Source organism: Bordetella genomosp. 10, from assembly GCF_002261225.1.
Taxonomy (GTDB): domain Bacteria; phylum Pseudomonadota; class Gammaproteobacteria; order Burkholderiales; family Burkholderiaceae_B; genus Bordetella_C.
In genome coordinates, this window is sequence record NZ_NEVM01000002.1 from 1124512 (window position 1) to 1141236 (window position 16725).

The window sequence follows — 16725 nt, forward strand, 5'->3', positions numbered from 1 at the left end:
CGAATGAAAAACCGGCTGGCCCGCTATGCCCTGGGAATGGTGCTGGGCATCAGCGCCGTCCCGGCACATGCCCTGGACGAGGTGACGGTAGGCTTGACGCTGCCGCCCACGCCTGCCAATGGAAGCTTGTGGGATTTTGCCCAGCAACTGGGCATCTGGCAGGAAGAGGGCATCCAGGTCAAGACCATCGTATTCAACGGCGCCGGCGCGGTGATTCCCCAGGTGGCAGCCAAATCCATCTTCACGGGTCTGCCGAGTCCCGAGTCCATCCTGCAGGCATTCGCCGCGGGCCAGGACCTGCCGCTGGTCTATGTCTACAACCAGATCCCCGTCAATACACTGGAATTCGCCGTACTGGAGGATTCCCCGATACATCGCGTAGAGGATCTGAAGAACGGCAAGATAGGCGTGGGAGCGCTGACCTGGGGCAATATTCCCAGCACACGCGCGGTGCTCAAAGACGCGGGTATCAAGCGCGACGAATACGAGATCATCCCCGTCGGCGCGCTGAACGCCGGGTTCACGGCGCTCAAGCGGGGCAAGGTCGACGCACTGAATTTCAATCGGGACTGGAACGATATGTTCGAGTTGTCGGGTAACCCGATCAGGCACATTCCCTTGCCCGGCGTTTATGGCGCGATGTCGCTCAATGGTTTCGTGGTCCATCCCGATACCTTGAAATCGCGGCCGGATCTTATCGTCCGATTCGGTCGTGCATACAGCAAAGCGCGCATCGCCTGCGCCGCCAATGTGCCCGCTTGTGTCGCAGCCTACTGGCGCGCCCACCCTGAAGCCAGACCGGCCGAGGCCGACGTTCGGGCGGGCAAGGATCACTCCCTGGAACTGACCCGGCGCTGGCTGGCACGATTCCTGACCTACCCCGATGGCACGCCACGCGTGCAAGGGGAGTTCGACATTTCCGTCATTCGGCAATACGTTCATCAGATGGCCGTCAACGGCGAGTTCGCGTCTGACAAGGTTCCTGTGGATCGCCTGTTCACGAATGCTTTCGTCAAGCAGTTCAACCAGTTCGATGCCGAGGCGATCCGCGCTCGGGCGCGCGGAGTGACACCGTGAATTCCCTGGACGCTGATCCGCCCGGCGCCGAGCCGATCGAGGGAGAAGTATTCCACTCGGGGGAGCGGCGCTTGCAGCTTCACTTCGGCGTACGCGAGCGGGTATCGCAAAATGGCCGGCGTGCCATCCAACCCGCGATGACCGGCGTCCATGCCGAGTTCCTGCGCAGCCTGTCTTATCTCATCATCGGGGCGCGCGATGGACAGGGCCGGCTGTGGGCGACGATGGTTTTCGGGACGCCGGGTTTCGTCGTTCCCCGCAGCGATGTCGTTTTGGACATCGGCGCCAGGCCCGCCGGGATCGATCCTGCCGGCGCAGGGTTGGAGCAGGGAGCATCGGTGGGGCTGCTGGGTATCGTCCTGGCCGAGCGCCGACGGATACGCGTCAACGGATCGGTTGCTCGATCGACGGCCACAGGCCTGCGCGTCGATGTCGTCCAGTCCTACAACAACTGTCCGCAGTACATCTGGCCCCGTACGCCAGGTCCGGTCGAGGCACCCAACGTGACGGTGTGGGCGCCTGTCCGGCAAGCCACTTTGGCGTCCCCCGCGGTCCGCCAAGCCGTCGAGGCCGCCGATACCTTCTTCATCGCCAGCGGCTATCGCAGTCAACCGGGAGACGCCGCCAATATCGATGACGGCATCGACGTCTCTCATCGGGGAGGAAGGCCCGGATTCATCCGTATCGATGGCGGCGTACTCAGCTGGCCCGAGTATCGGGGCAATTGGTACTTCAATACGCTGGGCAATCTGCTGGTGGACGGCAATTGCGGTCTTCTTATTCCGGACTTTCGCAGCGGTGCGGTCCTGCAGATTCAGGGGCACGCCACGATCGTCCTGGACCCGGACGAGCCGGTGCGTGATGGCCTGGATGAAGGTTTGAATGTGAATGCGGAAGTCCGCGTCACTGTGCTCCAGGTCCTGGTCCGTCCAGGGATGATCCCCCCGAACTGGCAGTTGTCGTCGCGGGCCCGGACCAAGGATGTAGAACTCTAGTTTCCCAGGGAATCGACAGCCATGTGTGTGAATGGCGTGATCTTATTCAAGCGTGCGTCCTGTTTCTGGCGTACGGCCTGCTGGCCGCTGGGACATCGCGCCGCGTGGCCATCGAGCAGGGCGCGGTCATGCAGGCCGCCGGGGCGCCGCTGTTCTGGATTGCCTTGATGGCAGTGCTGGTTTTCTCGCATTCCGGCCGTGTTCGGCCGGGTGCAGTACGCTGTCAAGGATGCGCGATTCAAGTATGCCAAACGCAGGATTGCGCGGGGATCGGGGGCGGGGCAGGTCGATACGCAGATCCAGCGCGATGGTGCCTTCTTCGATCACCAGCACACGGTCGGCCAGCGCCACGGCTTCCGCCACATCGCGAGTGACCAATACGGCGGTGAATCCTGCCTGCTGCCATATTCGCTCAATCAGTCCCTGCATCTCCAGCCGCGTCAGCGCATCGAGAGCACCCAGCGGCTCATCGAGGAGCAGCAGCCTGGGGCGATGCAGCAGCGCGCGCGCCAACGCGACACGCTGCTTCTGGCCTCCAGAAAGCGCGGCCGGCCAATCGGCCGCGCGGCTTTCCAGACCGACGTCGCGGAGGACCGACATCGCTGTCGCACGGGCCGATGGCGGCAAGCCCAGGGCCACATTGTCGATCACTCGGCGCCAGGGGAGCAGGCGATCGTCCTGGAACATCAGCCGGATGTTGACGTCCGCGCCGTCGAAGCCTATGGATTCCGGCGCGCCTGGCGCCCCGTCGTTCGGCGCTTCCAACCCCGCAAGCGTACGCAGCAACGTGCTCTTGCCGCAGCCGGAGCGCCCGACCACGGCGACGAACTCGCCCGCTTCGATGTCGAGGTCGATCGCGTTCAGCACACGCCGGTCGCCATAGGACTTGCTAAGGCCACGCAGTCGTACCGCGAGGCCCCGTGGCGCGTCGGTCGTTTCGGCACCGATCCCGTTCGACGCGGGCAGGTCGACCAGCGCCGCGTCTCCGGCGCCCAGCCCCAGACGGCGCAAATGCGTGGACAGGAAGTTCATCGGAGCATCCGTATCATTTCGTTTGCACGGGCTGGTACGCGGGATGCCAGGCAAGCAGCGAGCGCTCCAGCAGTTTGGCGGCCAGGTCCGCCGCTTTACCCAGCAGGGCGTAGAGCAGAATGCCTACCATGACGACGTCGGTCAGCATGAATTCGCGCGCATTGACCACGAGATATCCTATGCCGGCCTGCGCCGCGACCGTTTCCGCGACGATAAGGGAAATCCACATGTGCCCAAGGGCGTAGCGCAGTCCGACGAGTATGGAAGGCGTGGCGCCAGGCAGTATCACCTCGCGAAGTAGCTGACGATGGTCCAAGCCGTAGCTTCTTCCCATTTCGATCAACGCGGGGTCGACCGCGCGGATGCCATGGTGTGTATTGAGATAAATGGGAAAGAAGACACCGATTGCGATGAGCAGCGTCTTCGTCTCTTCGCCGATGCCGAACCACAGAATGATCAGGGGTAGCAATGCGAGCGAAGGAATGTTGCGCAGCATCTGTACCGTTGTGTCCAGTACGGTCTCGGCCGATCGGAAGGCGCCCGTTGCCATGCCCAACAACAAACCCGCCGTGCCGCCGGCGGCCAGCCCTATGGCGGCACGCCACGCACTGATGCGCAGATCCGCCCACAGCTCGCCGCTACGAGCGAGCTGGACGAGCGCCTGGATGACCTCCCACGGTCCGGGGAGTACGCGTGGCGGGAAGATATTGCTTTCCGCCACGATCTGCCAGAGGACGGTGAGCAGGAGTGGGACGGCCCAGGCAGCTGCCTTGGGAACCGGGCGACGATATGCGCGCGTCATGGCTGCTTGTCCTCAGTCGTGCCCTATGTTCACGACGGCCTTGGACACTTCCACCGGTCGCGGGATCAACTTGTTGTCGAAAATGAGGTCCGCGGACTTCTGCTGGGCCGAGATCACTTCGGCGCTTAATGGGTAGTGCGTCCCCCAGCCGGCGCGCGGAATGGCGACTTTCCAGATGGGCGCCTTGACACCGGTCCCCTGTTCGAGCAGCGTTGCAGTCTCGTCGATGTGCGCAAGCGCATACTTTTCCTGCTTGTCGAGCTGGTCGAAGACGACGCGCAAGGTGGCGGGGTAGCGCTCGGCGAAGCTGCGCGCGGCGATGTAAAAGCTGTATTGCGGCACGGAGATCTGGCCGATGCGCAGGACGGTGCGGGCATGGTTGTTCAGTTCCACGTCGGCGTACCGCGGATCGGGCACGACCCAGGCGTCGATATCCCCACGTTCGAAGGCGGACCGGGCATCGCTGTAAGACAAGAAGGTGATGCCGACCTCAGTGATCTTGATGCCGGCGTCGCGAAGTGCCTGGAGCAGGAAGACGTTACCTTGCGAACCTTTGGCCGTCGCCACGCGCTTGCCACGCAGGTCAGTGACGGCATGAATGCTTGACTTCTCCGCGACGACGATGCCGTAGCCATCCTTTTGAGGATCCGAATAGGCGACGTACCGGACTTCCGGGGCACTGCCTGCCTGGGCCAGGATAGGGGGTGTCGAGCCGACCGTACCCAGGTCTACCGCTCCCGCGTTGATGCCCTCGACCAAGGGAGGACCATAGGCAAAGGTGAGCCATTCCACCTTGACTCCGTGCGGCGCCAGGGCTTTCTCCAGTTGGCCAGAGGCGCGCAGGGCGACCAGGCCGTCGGCCTCCTGTACGCCTATGCGTATGACCTTGGGCCAGTCTTCCGCCATGGCGGCACCGCTATTTGCACCGAGAATGGCGGCCATGATGGCCGGACCAATGAGAGCCTTGAAATTCAGTTTCATGGGTAAACGTCGTGGCTGAGATAGGGCTGGACCGGCGAAGGCACCTTGCGGGCCTCCTGCACGGATGTATGGGGGCTGGACGGCAGGCGTATTCCGCGTAGCGGCAAAGACCATCGAGTTGTGCGTAGCTCTCGATCTTAAGTTTCGTCGCCAGGCCGAGGGAAATAATCATTTCGACCATAGACATTCCCATGTAGATATGGCGTTCGGCTAGCCTGATCCCTTCCTTGCACGCAGCTTCGCTGCATACCCTTATGCGCCATCGATCTATGGATGCCCATGCCGCGCCGATAGAATCTTCGGCATAGCATGCCGGGAATCGGCGCGGGCAGTGTCCTCCAACGCAGCCCGGCATTGCGTGCCGACGCGCCTGGCCTGGGTAGGACAATGAGCGAATATCTGGATTATTGGCGCTGCTTCGGCGAAGACTACGCGTCCGCAAGGCATCTTTTCCTGGAAGCGGCGACCGCCGCCGGCGCCGACCTGACGGCCTATATCCATCCCGACAGAAAAGGGCCGGAAGGCGAGGCATTGGCCGTGGATGTGGCGACCCTGGGCCCGCAAGACGCGTCCAGGCAGTTGCTGATCCTGAGCGGCACCCATGGCCTGGAGGGCCGCGCCGGCTCCGCCATGCAAGTGGCGTGGCTGCTTGCCGGCGACGGCGGCCGCCTGCCTCCCGATGTCAGGGTGGTGCTGGTTCACGCCCTCAATCCCTATGGCTTCGCCTACGCGTCGCGGACCACGGAAAACAACGTGGACCTGAACCGCAACTTCGTCGACCATGGCGCGCCGTATCCGGACAACCCGGGCTACGCCGAACTGCACCACGCCTTGCTGCCACCGGTCTGGTCCGAAGCGGCGCTGGCCGCGACGGAGGCCGCCACCGCACGCTATCGCCAGGAGCATGGTCCCGACGCCCTGTTCGATGTGACCGCGCGAGGCCAGTACACCCATCCCGACGGCGTCATGTATGGCGGGCGTGGCCGCGAGTGGTCCAATCTGACCCTGGAGCGTATCGTGCAGACCCATCTGGCCGGCGCGCGCCAGGTCGGCCTGATCGACTGGCATACGGGCATAGGCGACTATGGCGAGCCTTTCTTCCTGTGCTTCAACCCGGACGGCAGTGACCTTCAGGCGGAGGCCGCCCGCTGGTGGGGCCATGAACGCGTGGTGGGCCAGCGGCCAAACGGCCTGGCCCGGCCGGACTACCAGGGCCTGGTGTTCAACGGCGTCAGGCAGTTCCTGGACGGGCGTCCCATGGTGGGCGCGGTCATCGAGTACGGCACCGCGGCCGGACCCGCACGCGCGGCCTCGCGACTGGACCAGTGGCTGCGCTTCGTGGCGCCGGGCCAGCCCGATCCCAGACGGGACGCTATCCTGAAAGCTGACGTCATCGACGCCATGGTGCCCACGTCCAGCCTGTGGCGTCGCGCTGTCATCAAGCACGGCCTGCAGATCACCCGCCAGGCGGTCGCCGGCATCGCCAGCTGGCGCACGGACGACACGCGCGTGGGCACACTCACCGGGGAATCGTGATGGCCACTCGCCAATTGAAGCTGGGCGCCTTCATGCGCCCGGTCAGCATCCATACCGGCGCATGGCGCTATCCAGGCGCCACGCGCGATGCCAATTTCAATCTGCCGGCATTGAAGCGCTACATCCAGACCCTGGAGAAGGCCAGGTTCGATGCCTTTTTCATGGCGGACCACCTGGCCGTGCTGAACATGCCGATCGATGCGCTCAAGCGCAGCCATACCGTCACGTCGTTCGAGCCTTTCACGCTGTTATCGGCGCTCAGTCAGGCGACCGAGTATATCGGCCTGGTCGCCACCGCTTCCACCACGTTCGACGAGCCCTTCCACGTGGCGCGCCGCTTCGCCTCGCTGGATCACCTGAGCGAGGGCCGGGCAGGGTGGAATGTGGTGACCACGTCCAATCCTGATGCCGCGCTGAATTTCGGCCGAGAAGAGCATGTCGACCACGCCCGGCGTTATGCGCGTGCGCGTGAGTTCTTCGACGTGGTGACCGGACTGTGGGACAGCTGGGCCGACGACGCTTTCATTCGCGATGCCGAGCAGGGCCTTTATTTCGATCCCGCGCGCTTGCATACGCTGGCGCACAAAGGCGAGCACTTTTCCGTACGCGGGCCCTTGAACATCGCCCGGCCCGTGCAGGGCTGGCCGGTCATCGTGCAAGCCGGGGCCTCCGAGCCCGGCCGGCAATTGGCCGCGGAAACGGCCGAAGCTGTCTTCACAGCGGTGCCCAACCTGGCCGCCGGCCAGGCTTTCTATGCCGACGTGAAAGGCCGCATGGACCGTCTCGGGCGCGACCGGGAACACCTGAAGATACTGCCAGGCGCGCTCGTTGTCGTGGGCGAGACGCTCGATCAGGCCAAGGATATCCGCAACCGCCTGGACGGCCTCGTCCACGATGCCAGCGCGATTGCGTCGCTCTCTGTCGTGCTGGGCCACGACGCATCGAAGTTCGACCTGGATGGCCCGCTGCCTGACATCCCCGAAAGCAATGCCAGCAAGACCGGGCGGCAGCGCGCCGTGGATCTGGCGCGCAGCGAAAACCTGACCGTGCGGCAGCTGGCGCGGCGCCTGGGCGGCTACGGCGGCCTGACTTTCGCCGGCACGCCGACGTCGATCGCCGACGAGATGCAGGCGTGGCTGGAAGGCTATGGCTCCGATGGCTTCAACGTGATGTTTCCCTGGCTACCGGGCGGCCTGGACGCCTTCGTCGAAGGGGTCGTTCCCGAACTGCAGAGGCGCGGCATCTTCCGCCGGGAATACGAAGGCAAGACGCTGCGGGACAACCTGGGGCTGCCCCGGCCGGAGAATTGCTTCTTCCCGAGGTGAATCCGGCCTTGGGCCAGGCAGCCCCCGGGGGCATTTATCTTTCCTGGGCAAACGCCAGCAACGTGCCATAGGCCGCCGTGCGATACCGAAATCGCGCCGGACAGACGTTCGTGGGCGGTCATGCGCGGCCGCGGCGCCAGGATCACGGGGAGGCGGTGCGACGGCGCGCATGGCATTCCTTGCGGGTGAAGTGCGAAAGAGTTCAGGCCCGGCGTCCCGCCGGCCGGGTTGCCGCGCCGATGGCTTCGCCTACCAGGCTCAGCGCAAAGACGGTCAGCAGGATGGCGCCGCCCGGAAGCGCGCTGATGTACCAGGATGTGCGCAGCATGTCGCGGCCTTCGCCGATCAGGCGGCCCCAGGTCGCGACGGCAGGATCCGAAAGGCCAAGGAAGGACAAGCCCGCCTCCAGGAGGATGGCGCCGGCAATGATGATGGTGGCCAGCGCGATGATGGGCGGCAGGGCGTTGGGCAGGATCTCGGAGAAGATGATGCGGGTGTCCGTCATCCCCAGCGACCGGCACGAGGCGATGAAGTCGCGGCTGCGCCAGGTCAGGAACTCCGCGCGCGTGAGGCGCGCCACGGGGGGCCAGGTCACCGCGCCGATGGCGAGGATGGTATGGGCGACGCCGGTGCCGAAGATGGACACGATGGCCAGCACGAACATCAACGCAGGGATGGTTTGGAACAGCTCGGTCAGCAGCATCGCCGCCGCGCCCGCGGCGCCCCCGAAATACCCGGCAACGGCGCCGAGCAGCACGCCGATAACCGTGGCCGTCAGGCAGGCCAGCAAGCCTATCGACAGCGTGGCGCGCGCCCCGTGCGCGATCAGCGCGGCAATATCCCGTCCCATCGAGTCGGTGCCCAAGGGATAGCGCCAGTCGTGCAGCGGCCACTGCTGGGGCGGCGCGACGATGCGCAAGGGATCGCCCGGGTATAGCCAGGGGGCGGCCAGGGCCACGATGATGAGCACCCCGAGGATGACGACACCCGGCCACGCGCCGCTGACGCGCAGGAAGCGCCGCGCGGCAAGCGCGAAGGGACCGTTGCGTCGTTCGGGGAGGGAAATCGCACTCATAAACACGCCTTCACGAGAGTTGCATGCGCGGATCCAGCCGCGTATAGATCAGGTCGGTGAGCAGATTGGCCAGCACCACGACCACCGCGCTCAAGATCAGTATGCCCAGCACCATCGGATAGTCGCGATTGAGCACGCCGTCATAAAGTAGGCTGCCGATACCCGGCCAGCCGAACACGGCCTCGATGACCACGCTGCCGCCCAGCAAGCTGCCGAACTGCATGCCTGCGAGGGTCACCACAGGCAACAGCGCATTGCGAAGCATATGCGTCCAGACGACGCCGCGCGGGGTCTGGCCCTTGGCATGGGCCGTTCGCACGAAGTCGAGGTGAGCCACTTCCAGCATGGATGCACGGGTAACCCGAAGATAGATGGCGCAGTGGAACAGACCCAGGGAAATCGCCGGCAGGACGAGGTGACGCAAGACGTCCCATGCCCGAGCCCAGGCACCACCGGTCTGGGTATAGGATTCCATGTCGCCGGCAGGCAGCCAGCCCAGCTTTACGGCGAACAGCACCACCAGCATCAGGCCCAGCCAGAAACTGGGCGCGGCATAGAGAAACAGCCCCAAGGTCGACACGATGCGATCGCCCGCACGGTTTTCGCGCATGGCCGCGTATACACCGGCAATGGTGCCCGTCAGCACGGCAATGGCGATGCCCGACAACACCAGCAGCAGCGTCGCGGGGACGCGTTCAAGGACGGCATCGATGACAGGCACGCCTTGCCGATACGAGAAGCCCAGATCGAAATGCAGCACTGCGTAGACATAGCGGCCCAATTGGACCAGCGCCGGCTGGTCCAGGCCGTAGGTGACGCGCAGCTTGGCGATCATGGCGGGATCGGCCAGCTGCATGTCCGACGTCATGACGTCGAGGAAGTCGCCCGGCGCCGCCTTGATCAGGAAAAAGCTCAGGACGATGACACCGAATATCATCGGCAGCGAATGTGCCAGCCGGCGGGCGATCACGCCTGTCATGAAAATGCTCCTTTCAACCCGGACAAATGGCTATCCATTCTGTGTCAGGATCGTGCGGATCCACCATCGCCAGATCGTCCGCGGGCCGGTCGTGATCCCAAAGGTCACCGAGGTCGTAAGGGCCGTGGTTCATGCTGGAGGTCCTCAGGCTGACAGCCAGATCGAGTCCCAGGAGTCCCGCTTGATGTCGGCGACGTTGGGCAGGCCCTGAACGACGGAGCGGGCGACGGTGATCTGCTTGACCTCGACCAGGCGGACGTTGGTGGCCTCCGTGGCAGCGAATACGGCATAGTCGTGGATAAGCTGCTTGCGCTTGGCCGCATCGATTTCAAACGTGATCTTGTCGACCAGCGCGTCGAATTTTGGATCGGACCACTGGCTGGCGTTGCGAAACGCCAGGCCGCGGGCGATCCCTTCCGAGGTGAACAACTGGGTCGTCCCCGGTACAGGTTCGGCCGTCGAGCCGGCGTTGGTGATGGCCAGGTCGAAGTCGTAGTCCGTGTAGATCGCCTTGAGCGATCCGGCACGATCGGGAACACGCAACTCCACGTCGACGCCCACATCCTGAAGCGCTTGCCGGATATATGCGCCCAGCTTGCCGTTCTCGTCGACCCAGCCGGCCGCCACCAGCCGCACCGCGAAGCGCTTGCGGCCTTCCTTGCGCGGGAAACCGGCCTCATCCAGGAGTTTTTCCGCCCGTGCCTTGTCGAAAGGATATTGCGGCACGTCGGGGTTGTAGTAGAGCGAGTTGTGGCTGCCTATGATGCTGCGGGCTGGCGTGGCGAAGCCCTGGTAGATCACGTCGGCAATGTACTTCGGGTCCAGCGTATGCAGGATCGCCTGGCGTACCGCGCGGTGTTGCGTGATGGGGTGCTTCACGTTGAATATCAACGTTGCGTCCCAGTCGGAGATCTCGTAGTTCTTATCGCTGACCAGGAACTTGCCGCTGTCTCGCAGCCGCTTGATATCGGCGAACGGGACGGGGTTTTGGACGCCGATGTCCAGTTCGCCTGCTTCCAGCGCGGCCGCGCGCGCCGACGGCTCACGCCACCAGCGCACCACCAGGCGGTCTGGATTGGGCAGGGACGGCTGCCAATAGTGCGCATTGCGTTCGAACTCGGCGCGGCTGCCACGCACCCAGCGTTGGAAGCGGTATGGGCCGGTGCCCACGGGCGCGTTGTTGGCGGGATTGGTATTCAGATCGCCCTTGCCGTAGATGTGCGCCGGTATGACGTTGAGGGTTCCCAGCGCATAGAGGAAAGTGAATTCCGGGACCGGCTTGTCGAATTCGACGGTCACTTCCTGCTCGCTGCTCGCATAGGCCCGCTTGAGCGCGGTCAACGCGCCGCCAGCCGCGATCTGCTTCCAGTATTCGCCGATGGTGAACGCCACGTCGGCCGCGGTGAAATCCTTGCCGTCGTGCCACTTCACGCCCTGGCGCAGGGTGATCCTGTAGCGTTGGTGATCCGGGTCGATCGCCCAGGCCGTGGCCAGATGCGGGCTCACCGACAAGTCCGGCGCGATGCGCACCAGCGTTTCCAGAACCCGTGCCGCGGTAAAGGCGGGGCTGCCGCCACCGCCGGCCGGCGCGAACATCGTATGCGGCTCCGGAAACCCAATGGTCGCGGTCAGGACGCCGCCTTTGCGCGGCGCCGTCGCGCCTTGCGCCCAAGCGGGAATCTGCCAACCCGCCGCGGCCATTGCCGCGCCCGCGCCGGCCACCTTGACGAACCCGCGCCGTGATATACCTGCCATTGCCCTGACTCCTGACGATGCAAACGTGCCCGATCGGGCGTTGCTGTAACCAGCGATCTTAGGCAGGACAACGCGTGCGAGGGAAATAACAATATCGACCATAGACATGCCGACGCATCCCTGGCGCGCATGGCGCGGGACGTATATCCTGTGCGCGGATGCGTCGCGCGTGAGCGCTGTCGATGGCCCTCGCGCTGCTCGGCATAAAAAAATAGAAAACGAGTCTTTGATGCGCGCGCAGCCACCCTCCTACTATGTACGGTTCTCGGCGCGGCATGTGCCACGCGGTGCCTAGGGTGAGCTATGAGCGAACAGCGATTGCAGGGAAAAGTGGCGTCGGTGGCCGGCGCTGGGCGCGGTATTGGACGTGCGACCGGCCGTGAGCACGGACATCGAGGTCGTGGCTAACTCGGAAGCCTATCGGGAGACTGTATGGCACAGCCGGACCACGGCCAGGAACGAGCGCCCGTCCTGGAAGTGTGTGGCTTGACCGTGGCGCTGCCTCCGGGAGCCGACCGCGTAAACGCGTTGCAGGGTGTCGACCTTACCCTGCGGGCGGGCGAGATCCATTGCGTCGTGGGCGAGAGCGGCAGCGGCAAGTCCATGACCGCCAGCGCCATCCTTGGGCTGCTGCCCGCGGGGGCGCACGTGCAAGCAGGCGCGATCCTGCTGGACGGCGACGATATGCTGGCGTTGACCCAGGCGCAGTTGCGGCGCATTCGTGGCGCGCGCATCAGCATGATCTTCCAGGATCCCATGACGGCGCTGAACCCGTTGCATACCGTGGGCCGCCAGATTGCCGAGACGTTTCGCCTGCATCGTCGTCTGGCGCGTGCCCAGACACGCGCCAAGGTGCTGGAGCTGTTGGCCCAAGTGGGCCTGCCCGAGCTGGCGGCCGTGGCGCGCGCTTACCCTCACGAGCTATCCGGAGGTCAGCGTCAGCGGGCCATGATCGCCATGGCGCTGGCGCTCGATCCGGAGGTCTTGATTGCGGACGAGCCTACCACCGCGCTCGATGTCACGACGCAGGCGCAGATACTGGCCCTGATCAAGGACCTGCAGTCGCGCCGGGGGACGGCAGTGCTTTTCATCACCCACGATTTCGGCGTGGTGGCGGAGGTGGCTGACCGCGTGACGGTGATGCAGGATGGGCAGGTGAGGGAGTCGGGGAGCGCGGCCCAGGTCTTGAACCAGCCACGCCATGCTTATACCCGCGCGCTGATCGCCGCGGTGCCGCCGCCATTTGCCACCGGTGCGCCTGATAATGGAATTGGCGCCGCGTCGGCGTCGGTCGCGCCCCTGGCGGGCGCCTTGGTTCCCAATACCGTCCTGAATGTGCGGGATCTGTCCTTGACCTATCGCAGCACGGGCTTTCTCCGTCCCGGCCGGGTGACCTCGGCGCTGAGCCATGTCAATCTGAGCCTGGCCACGGGTGAGACGCTCGGCGTCGTCGGGGAGAGCGGATCGGGAAAGTCGACGCTCGCACGCTGCATCCTGCGTTTGCTCAAGGCGCAGGAGGGCAGCATCGAGATCGCTCGCGTTGACGCGGCCGATCGCTCTCGCAGGGGTAGACTCCGCTATGCGTCCCAGGTGCAGATGGTGTTCCAGGATCCCTATGGATCACTGAATCCGCGCCATCGCGTCGGTGACCTCATTGCACAAGGACCGATCACTCACGGCGAGGCGCGCGACGCGGTGATGCCTCGCGTCGAGGAACTCCTGCGTCGCGTCGGCTTGAAAGCGTCGGCCATGGACCGCTATCCACACGAGTTTTCGGGAGGGCAGCGTCAGCGCATCGGCTTGGCGCGGGCGCTGGCGCTGCGTCCCCGCCTGCTGGTCGCAGACGAGCCAGTGTCCGCGCTCGATGTGTCCGTGCAGGCGCAGGTACTGGCATTGCTTGCGGAGTTGAAGGAGGAGCTTGGCCTGTCGCTACTTTTCATCACCCATGACCTGCGGGTAGCAGCCCGTGTGTGTGATCGCGTGGCTGTCATGCGCCAGGGCGAAGTCGTCGAACTCGGCCTGGTTGGGCAGGTCTTCGGCGCACCATCGCATCCCTACAGCAAAGCGCTGCTCGCCGCGGTGCCCGGTCGTCACTGGGTACCGCCACGTAGCGCGGTCGAACAGGCAGGGACGTGAGGCGTGGACGCCGTGCCGGCACCCTGGCGGGTAAAAATCGCGCCGGCACTGGCGACGGCCAGGCGGCCACGCCGGTCTACCAGGAAAACACCGCGGCGACGGGGTACTACACCCAGGAAGGCGAGGTCTGCCGTCTATCGTTCGTCACCGACGGCAATAAGAACATTGTGTCTTACGAGCTGTTGGGTGGATATTGCGACAAGCTGTTTCTGGACGGCGGTTAGGCGGCACCCTTGCTCGCGGGTGCCTGCCTGAACCTTGGCCGGTCCGTCCCTGGCCGGCCTGTCAATCACGTCCGCGTCGGTTGGCCGCGCTTGACCTTGATGAACACCAGCACCAGGATGGCCGCGCACAGCTCCATCGCCGCCACGCTGTAAAGACCCGATTCCAAGGTGCCCGTCTTGTCGCGCAGCCAGCCCATGAGGAACGGCGCTGCGAAGCCAGCCAGGTTGCCGACGGAGTTGATCAGGGCGATGCCGCCCGCGGCAGCCGTGCCGGTCAAGAATGCAGCCGGCAACGACCAGAACACCGGGAAGGCGGCCAGGATGCCGATGGCGGCGACCGACAGCGCGACCAGCGCCATCACGGGGTTGTGCAACAGCGCGCCGGTGCCCATCAAGCCCGCGGCGGCGATAATGCTGGCCAGGATGCAATGCCAACGGCGCTCGCCGCTGCGATCCGAGCTGATGCCGTTCCAGATCATGGCGATGGTGCCCAGCACGAACGGAATGGCGGAGACCAGGCCGATGTTCAACGGCCCCTGCACGCCCAGCTCCTTGATGATGGACGGCGTCCAGAACGCAATGGTGGCGTTGCCGCTGACCACGCAGAAATAGATCACCGCGCAGAGCCACACCTTGGCATTGAAGGCATGGCGCAGGCCGGAATGCTTGGCGGGGTCGTGTTGCTCCTTGTCCAGGTCGAGCTGGACGATGTCACGCTCACGCTGCTGCAGCCACTTCGCGTTCTCGGGCTTCTCCGGCAACCACGCCAGCACGGCGAAACCGGCCAGCACCGAGGGGATCCCTTCGATGACGAACAGCCACTGCCAGGCAGCCAGCCCTTCGACGTCGCTCATGATGCTCAGGACGAAGCCCGCGATCGGGCCGCCGACCACGCCCGCGATGGCGAACGAGGTCATGAAATAGCCGTTGATGCGCGCGCGCCGGTCGGACGGGAACCAGTAGGTCAGGTACAGCACGACACCAGGGAAGAAGCCGGCCTCGAATACGCCCAGAAGAAAGCGCATCACGTAGAACTGCGTCGGCGTCTTCACGAAAATCATGGCCATGGAGGCCAGGCCCCACAGAATCGTGATGCGCGCCAGGGTGCGGCGCGCGCCGATTTTTTCCAGCAACAGGTTGCTGGGCACTTCGAACAGGAAATAGCCGATGAAGAAGATGCCCGCGCCCAGACCGTAGACAGTCTCGCTGAACTGCAGATCCTGCAGCATCTGCAGCTTGGCGAAGCCGATGTTGACGCGGTCTATCCACGCCAGCACGAACAGGAAAACAAGAAATGGAATGAGGCGAACGGTGATCTTGCGATAGGCTAGCGCGCGTTCGTTCTCGGAAGGCGCGGGACTGGCCGAGCCGCCGGAAGCCGGTGTAGCGATGGACGACATGGGTGAAAACTCCCCTTGCATTGAAAAAGCCCCGTTCAGCGGGGACTGGTGGTGATCAGTTCAGAGCGGCTTCTACAGCGGCCGAGATTTGCAGGATGCGTTGGTCGGCGTCGCGCAGGCCATTGACGGCCAGGCCCACGCCCGGTTCGCCGCAAGGCAGCGACACGGCGCATCCATCCAAGAAGTTGATGACGCTGGGGTTGCGCAGCACCAGGCCGTTGGCGGCGAAGAAGGCCTCGTCCTGCTCCAGGTCGCGCACGCGCGGCGGCACCACGGCCACCGTGGGCATCAGCCACGCGTCGGCATCGCGCAGACGGTCGGCCGCGATTGCCTGGATACGCGCGCGCGCATGGAACAGCTCGATATAGTCGGCAGCGCCGATGTTTTCACCACGGCGTATGCGCGTGGCGACGCGCGGGTCGTAGGCATTGCCCTGTTCCGCCAGCAGCTTGCGGTGCCATTGCCAGGATTCGGCCGCGGCGAAACCGCCACCGCCATTGATGGTGGGCAGCTCGCGCAGTTCGGGAAAATCGAACTTGACGATCTGCGCGCCCTGGGCGGACAGGCGGCTCAAGGCGGACTCGATGGCGGCGCCCACCGTGTCGTCGACACCGTCGCCGATGAAGTCCTGGGTCACGTAGAAACGCAGGCCGGCAAGATTTGCGGGACGGGCATCCAGGGCCTGGCCGCTAAGAATGGCGTCCACCGTGGCGCAGCAGGCCACCGAACGGGCCAGCGGGCCGGCGGAGTCCAGCGTCGTCGACAGCGGCACGCCGCCCTGCAGTGAAACGCGATGGGCCGTCGGCTTGAAGCCGGTCAGTCCGCAGAAGGCCGACGGTATGCGGATGGAGCCGCCGGTATCGGTGCCCAGCGCGAACGCCGCCATGCCCTTGGCCACGCTGACCGCACCGCCAGACGTCGACCCGCCCGACACGCGTTCCTCGTCATAAGGCGCGCGCGGGGTGCCGTAATGCGGATTCCAGCCCAGTCCGGAAAAGGCGAACTCGCTCATATTGGTGCGCCCGACCAGGATGGCGCCGGCCGCGCGCAGGCGCGCGACGGCAACCGCATCCTGCTGCGCGGGCGCGGCGCCGTCCAGGGCCTTGGACCCAGCCCGCGTCACCTGTCCCTTCACATCGAAGAGGTCCTTGATGGATACCGGCAGCCCAGCCAGCGGCGACGGGGCATAGCCCGCCTTGCGCGCGGCATCGCTGGCGCGCGCTGCCTGCAGGGCAGCTTCCGCATCCACATGGACAAAGGCGCTGCCGCCCTGCTTGCGATGTGCCTCGATGGCGTCCAGCGCTTGTGCCGTGAGCTTTTCGCTGGTGTTGCGGCCCGCTTGCAGGTCGGCCTGCAATTGTTGGATGGTCTGCATGTGAAGTCCTATTCGAACCAGATTGACGAAGCA

At 64.8% G+C, this 16725-nt stretch carries 14 protein-coding genes; 6 read left to right on the forward strand and 8 right to left on the reverse strand.

Annotated features, from left to right (window positions below; translation table 11 throughout):
- Positions 1-3 precede the first annotated feature (3 nt).
- Positions 4-1077 carry an ABC transporter substrate-binding protein gene (locus CAL29_RS14320; protein ID WP_179284028.1) on the forward strand — a complete coding sequence of 358 codons (1074 nt, stop codon included), beginning with the start codon at positions 4-6 and terminating at the stop codon, positions 1075-1077.
- Positions 1074-2072, forward strand: coding sequence for a pyridoxamine 5'-phosphate oxidase family protein (locus tag CAL29_RS14325; RefSeq protein WP_094853653.1), 999 nt, complete (start codon positions 1074-1076; stop codon positions 2070-2072). Before CAL29_RS14320 ends, CAL29_RS14325 begins: the two co-directional genes overlap by 4 nt.
- Positions 2073-2198: 126 nt before the next feature.
- Here CAL29_RS14325 and CAL29_RS14330 read toward each other — a convergent pair whose 3' ends face one another.
- From CAL29_RS14330 to CAL29_RS14340, 3 genes are read right to left on the reverse strand one after another with little or no spacing between them, the layout of a single operon-like run.
- Entirely contained in the window at positions 2199-3104 is a 906-nt protein-coding gene (locus tag CAL29_RS14330) for an ATP-binding cassette domain-containing protein (RefSeq protein WP_094853654.1), read from the reverse strand.
- 13 nt (positions 3105-3117) lie between these two features.
- Entirely contained in the window at positions 3118-3906 is a 789-nt protein-coding gene (locus CAL29_RS14335) for an ABC transporter permease subunit (protein ID WP_094853655.1), read from the reverse strand.
- Positions 3907-3918: 12 nt separating this feature from the next.
- Positions 3919-4887, reverse strand: coding sequence for an aliphatic sulfonate ABC transporter substrate-binding protein (locus tag CAL29_RS14340; RefSeq protein ID WP_094853656.1), 969 nt, complete (start codon positions 4885-4887; stop codon positions 3919-3921).
- A gap of 387 nt (positions 4888-5274) precedes the next feature.
- On the opposite strand from CAL29_RS14340, the gene CAL29_RS14345 reads away from it, so the two are divergent.
- Both CAL29_RS14345 and CAL29_RS14350 read left to right on the forward strand, forming a co-directional pair.
- Positions 5275-6423, forward strand: a complete 1149-nt coding sequence (locus CAL29_RS14345) for a M14 family metallopeptidase (protein WP_094853657.1) — start codon at positions 5275-5277, stop codon at positions 6421-6423.
- Positions 6423-7748, forward strand: coding sequence for an LLM class flavin-dependent oxidoreductase (locus tag CAL29_RS14350; protein WP_094853658.1), 1326 nt, complete (start codon positions 6423-6425; stop codon positions 7746-7748). The genes CAL29_RS14345 and CAL29_RS14350 overlap by 1 nt, the downstream gene beginning before the upstream one ends.
- A 202-nt stretch (positions 7749-7950) precedes the next feature.
- Here the strand turns inward: CAL29_RS14350 and CAL29_RS14355 are convergent, their stop codons facing one another.
- From CAL29_RS14355 to CAL29_RS14365, 3 genes are all read right to left on the reverse strand, one after another.
- Entirely contained in the window at positions 7951-8823 is an 873-nt protein-coding gene (locus CAL29_RS14355; protein ID WP_094853659.1) for an ABC transporter permease, read from the reverse strand.
- A gap of 10 nt (positions 8824-8833) precedes the next feature.
- Positions 8834-9802 carry an ABC transporter permease gene (locus tag CAL29_RS14360; protein ID WP_094853660.1) on the reverse strand — a complete coding sequence of 323 codons (969 nt, stop codon included), beginning with the start codon at positions 9800-9802 and terminating at the stop codon, positions 8834-8836.
- A 144-nt stretch (positions 9803-9946) separates the two neighbouring features.
- Entirely contained in the window at positions 9947-11665 is a 1719-nt protein-coding gene (locus CAL29_RS14365) for an ABC transporter substrate-binding protein (protein ID WP_094853661.1), read from the reverse strand.
- Between the two features lie 324 nt (positions 11666-11989).
- Between CAL29_RS14365 and CAL29_RS14370 the strand changes: the two genes are divergently transcribed.
- Entirely contained in the window at positions 11990-13693 is a 1704-nt protein-coding gene (locus CAL29_RS14370) for an ABC transporter ATP-binding protein (protein ID WP_094853662.1), read from the forward strand.
- The gene (locus tag CAL29_RS14375) at positions 13690-13917 is read left to right on the forward strand and encodes a hypothetical protein (RefSeq protein ID WP_094853663.1); all 228 of its coding nucleotides are present in this window, start codon (positions 13690-13692) and stop codon (positions 13915-13917) included. The genes CAL29_RS14370 and CAL29_RS14375 overlap by 4 nt, the downstream gene beginning before the upstream one ends.
- 65 nt (positions 13918-13982) lie before the next feature.
- On the opposite strand, the gene CAL29_RS14380 is transcribed toward CAL29_RS14375, so the two are convergent.
- Together CAL29_RS14380 and CAL29_RS14385 are read right to left on the reverse strand one after the other, a co-directional pair.
- Entirely contained in the window at positions 13983-15317 is a 1335-nt protein-coding gene (locus tag CAL29_RS14380) for an MFS transporter (protein WP_094853664.1), read from the reverse strand.
- Positions 15318-15372: 55 nt separating this feature from the next.
- Entirely contained in the window at positions 15373-16692 is a 1320-nt protein-coding gene (locus CAL29_RS14385; RefSeq protein WP_094853665.1) for an amidase, read from the reverse strand.
- Positions 16693-16725 lie beyond the last annotated feature (33 nt).

What these genes read in the sequence shown, in the direction of transcription:
- CAL29_RS14320 (WP_179284028.1), top strand. Translation starts at nt 4, where the DNA reads ATGAAAAACCGGCTGGCCCGCTATGCCCTGGGAATGGTGCTGGGCATC.
- CAL29_RS14360 (WP_094853660.1), bottom strand. Translation starts at nt 9,802, where the DNA reads ATGACAGGCGTGATCGCCCGCCGGCTGGCACATTCGCTGCCGATGATA.
- CAL29_RS14335 (WP_094853655.1), bottom strand. Translation starts at nt 3,906, where the DNA reads ATGACGCGCGCATATCGTCGCCCGGTTCCCAAGGCAGCTGCCTGGGCC.
- CAL29_RS14380 (WP_094853664.1), bottom strand. Translation starts at nt 15,317, where the DNA reads ATGTCGTCCATCGCTACACCGGCTTCCGGCGGCTCGGCCAGTCCCGCG.
- CAL29_RS14365 (WP_094853661.1), bottom strand. Translation starts at nt 11,665, where the DNA reads ATGTCTATGGTCGATATTGTTATTTCCCTCGCACGCGTTGTCCTGCCT.
- CAL29_RS14345 (WP_094853657.1), top strand. Translation starts at nt 5,275, where the DNA reads ATGAGCGAATATCTGGATTATTGGCGCTGCTTCGGCGAAGACTACGCG.
- CAL29_RS14350 (WP_094853658.1), top strand. Translation starts at nt 6,423, where the DNA reads ATGGCCACTCGCCAATTGAAGCTGGGCGCCTTCATGCGCCCGGTCAGC.
- CAL29_RS14370 (WP_094853662.1), top strand. Translation starts at nt 11,990, where the DNA reads ATGGCACAGCCGGACCACGGCCAGGAACGAGCGCCCGTCCTGGAAGTG.
- CAL29_RS14340 (WP_094853656.1), bottom strand. Translation starts at nt 4,887, where the DNA reads ATGAAACTGAATTTCAAGGCTCTCATTGGTCCGGCCATCATGGCCGCC.
- CAL29_RS14355 (WP_094853659.1), bottom strand. Translation starts at nt 8,823, where the DNA reads ATGAGTGCGATTTCCCTCCCCGAACGACGCAACGGTCCCTTCGCGCTT.
- CAL29_RS14330 (WP_094853654.1), bottom strand. Translation starts at nt 3,104, where the DNA reads ATGAACTTCCTGTCCACGCATTTGCGCCGTCTGGGGCTGGGCGCCGGA.
- CAL29_RS14385 (WP_094853665.1), bottom strand. Translation starts at nt 16,692, where the DNA reads ATGCAGACCATCCAACAATTGCAGGCCGACCTGCAAGCGGGCCGCAAC.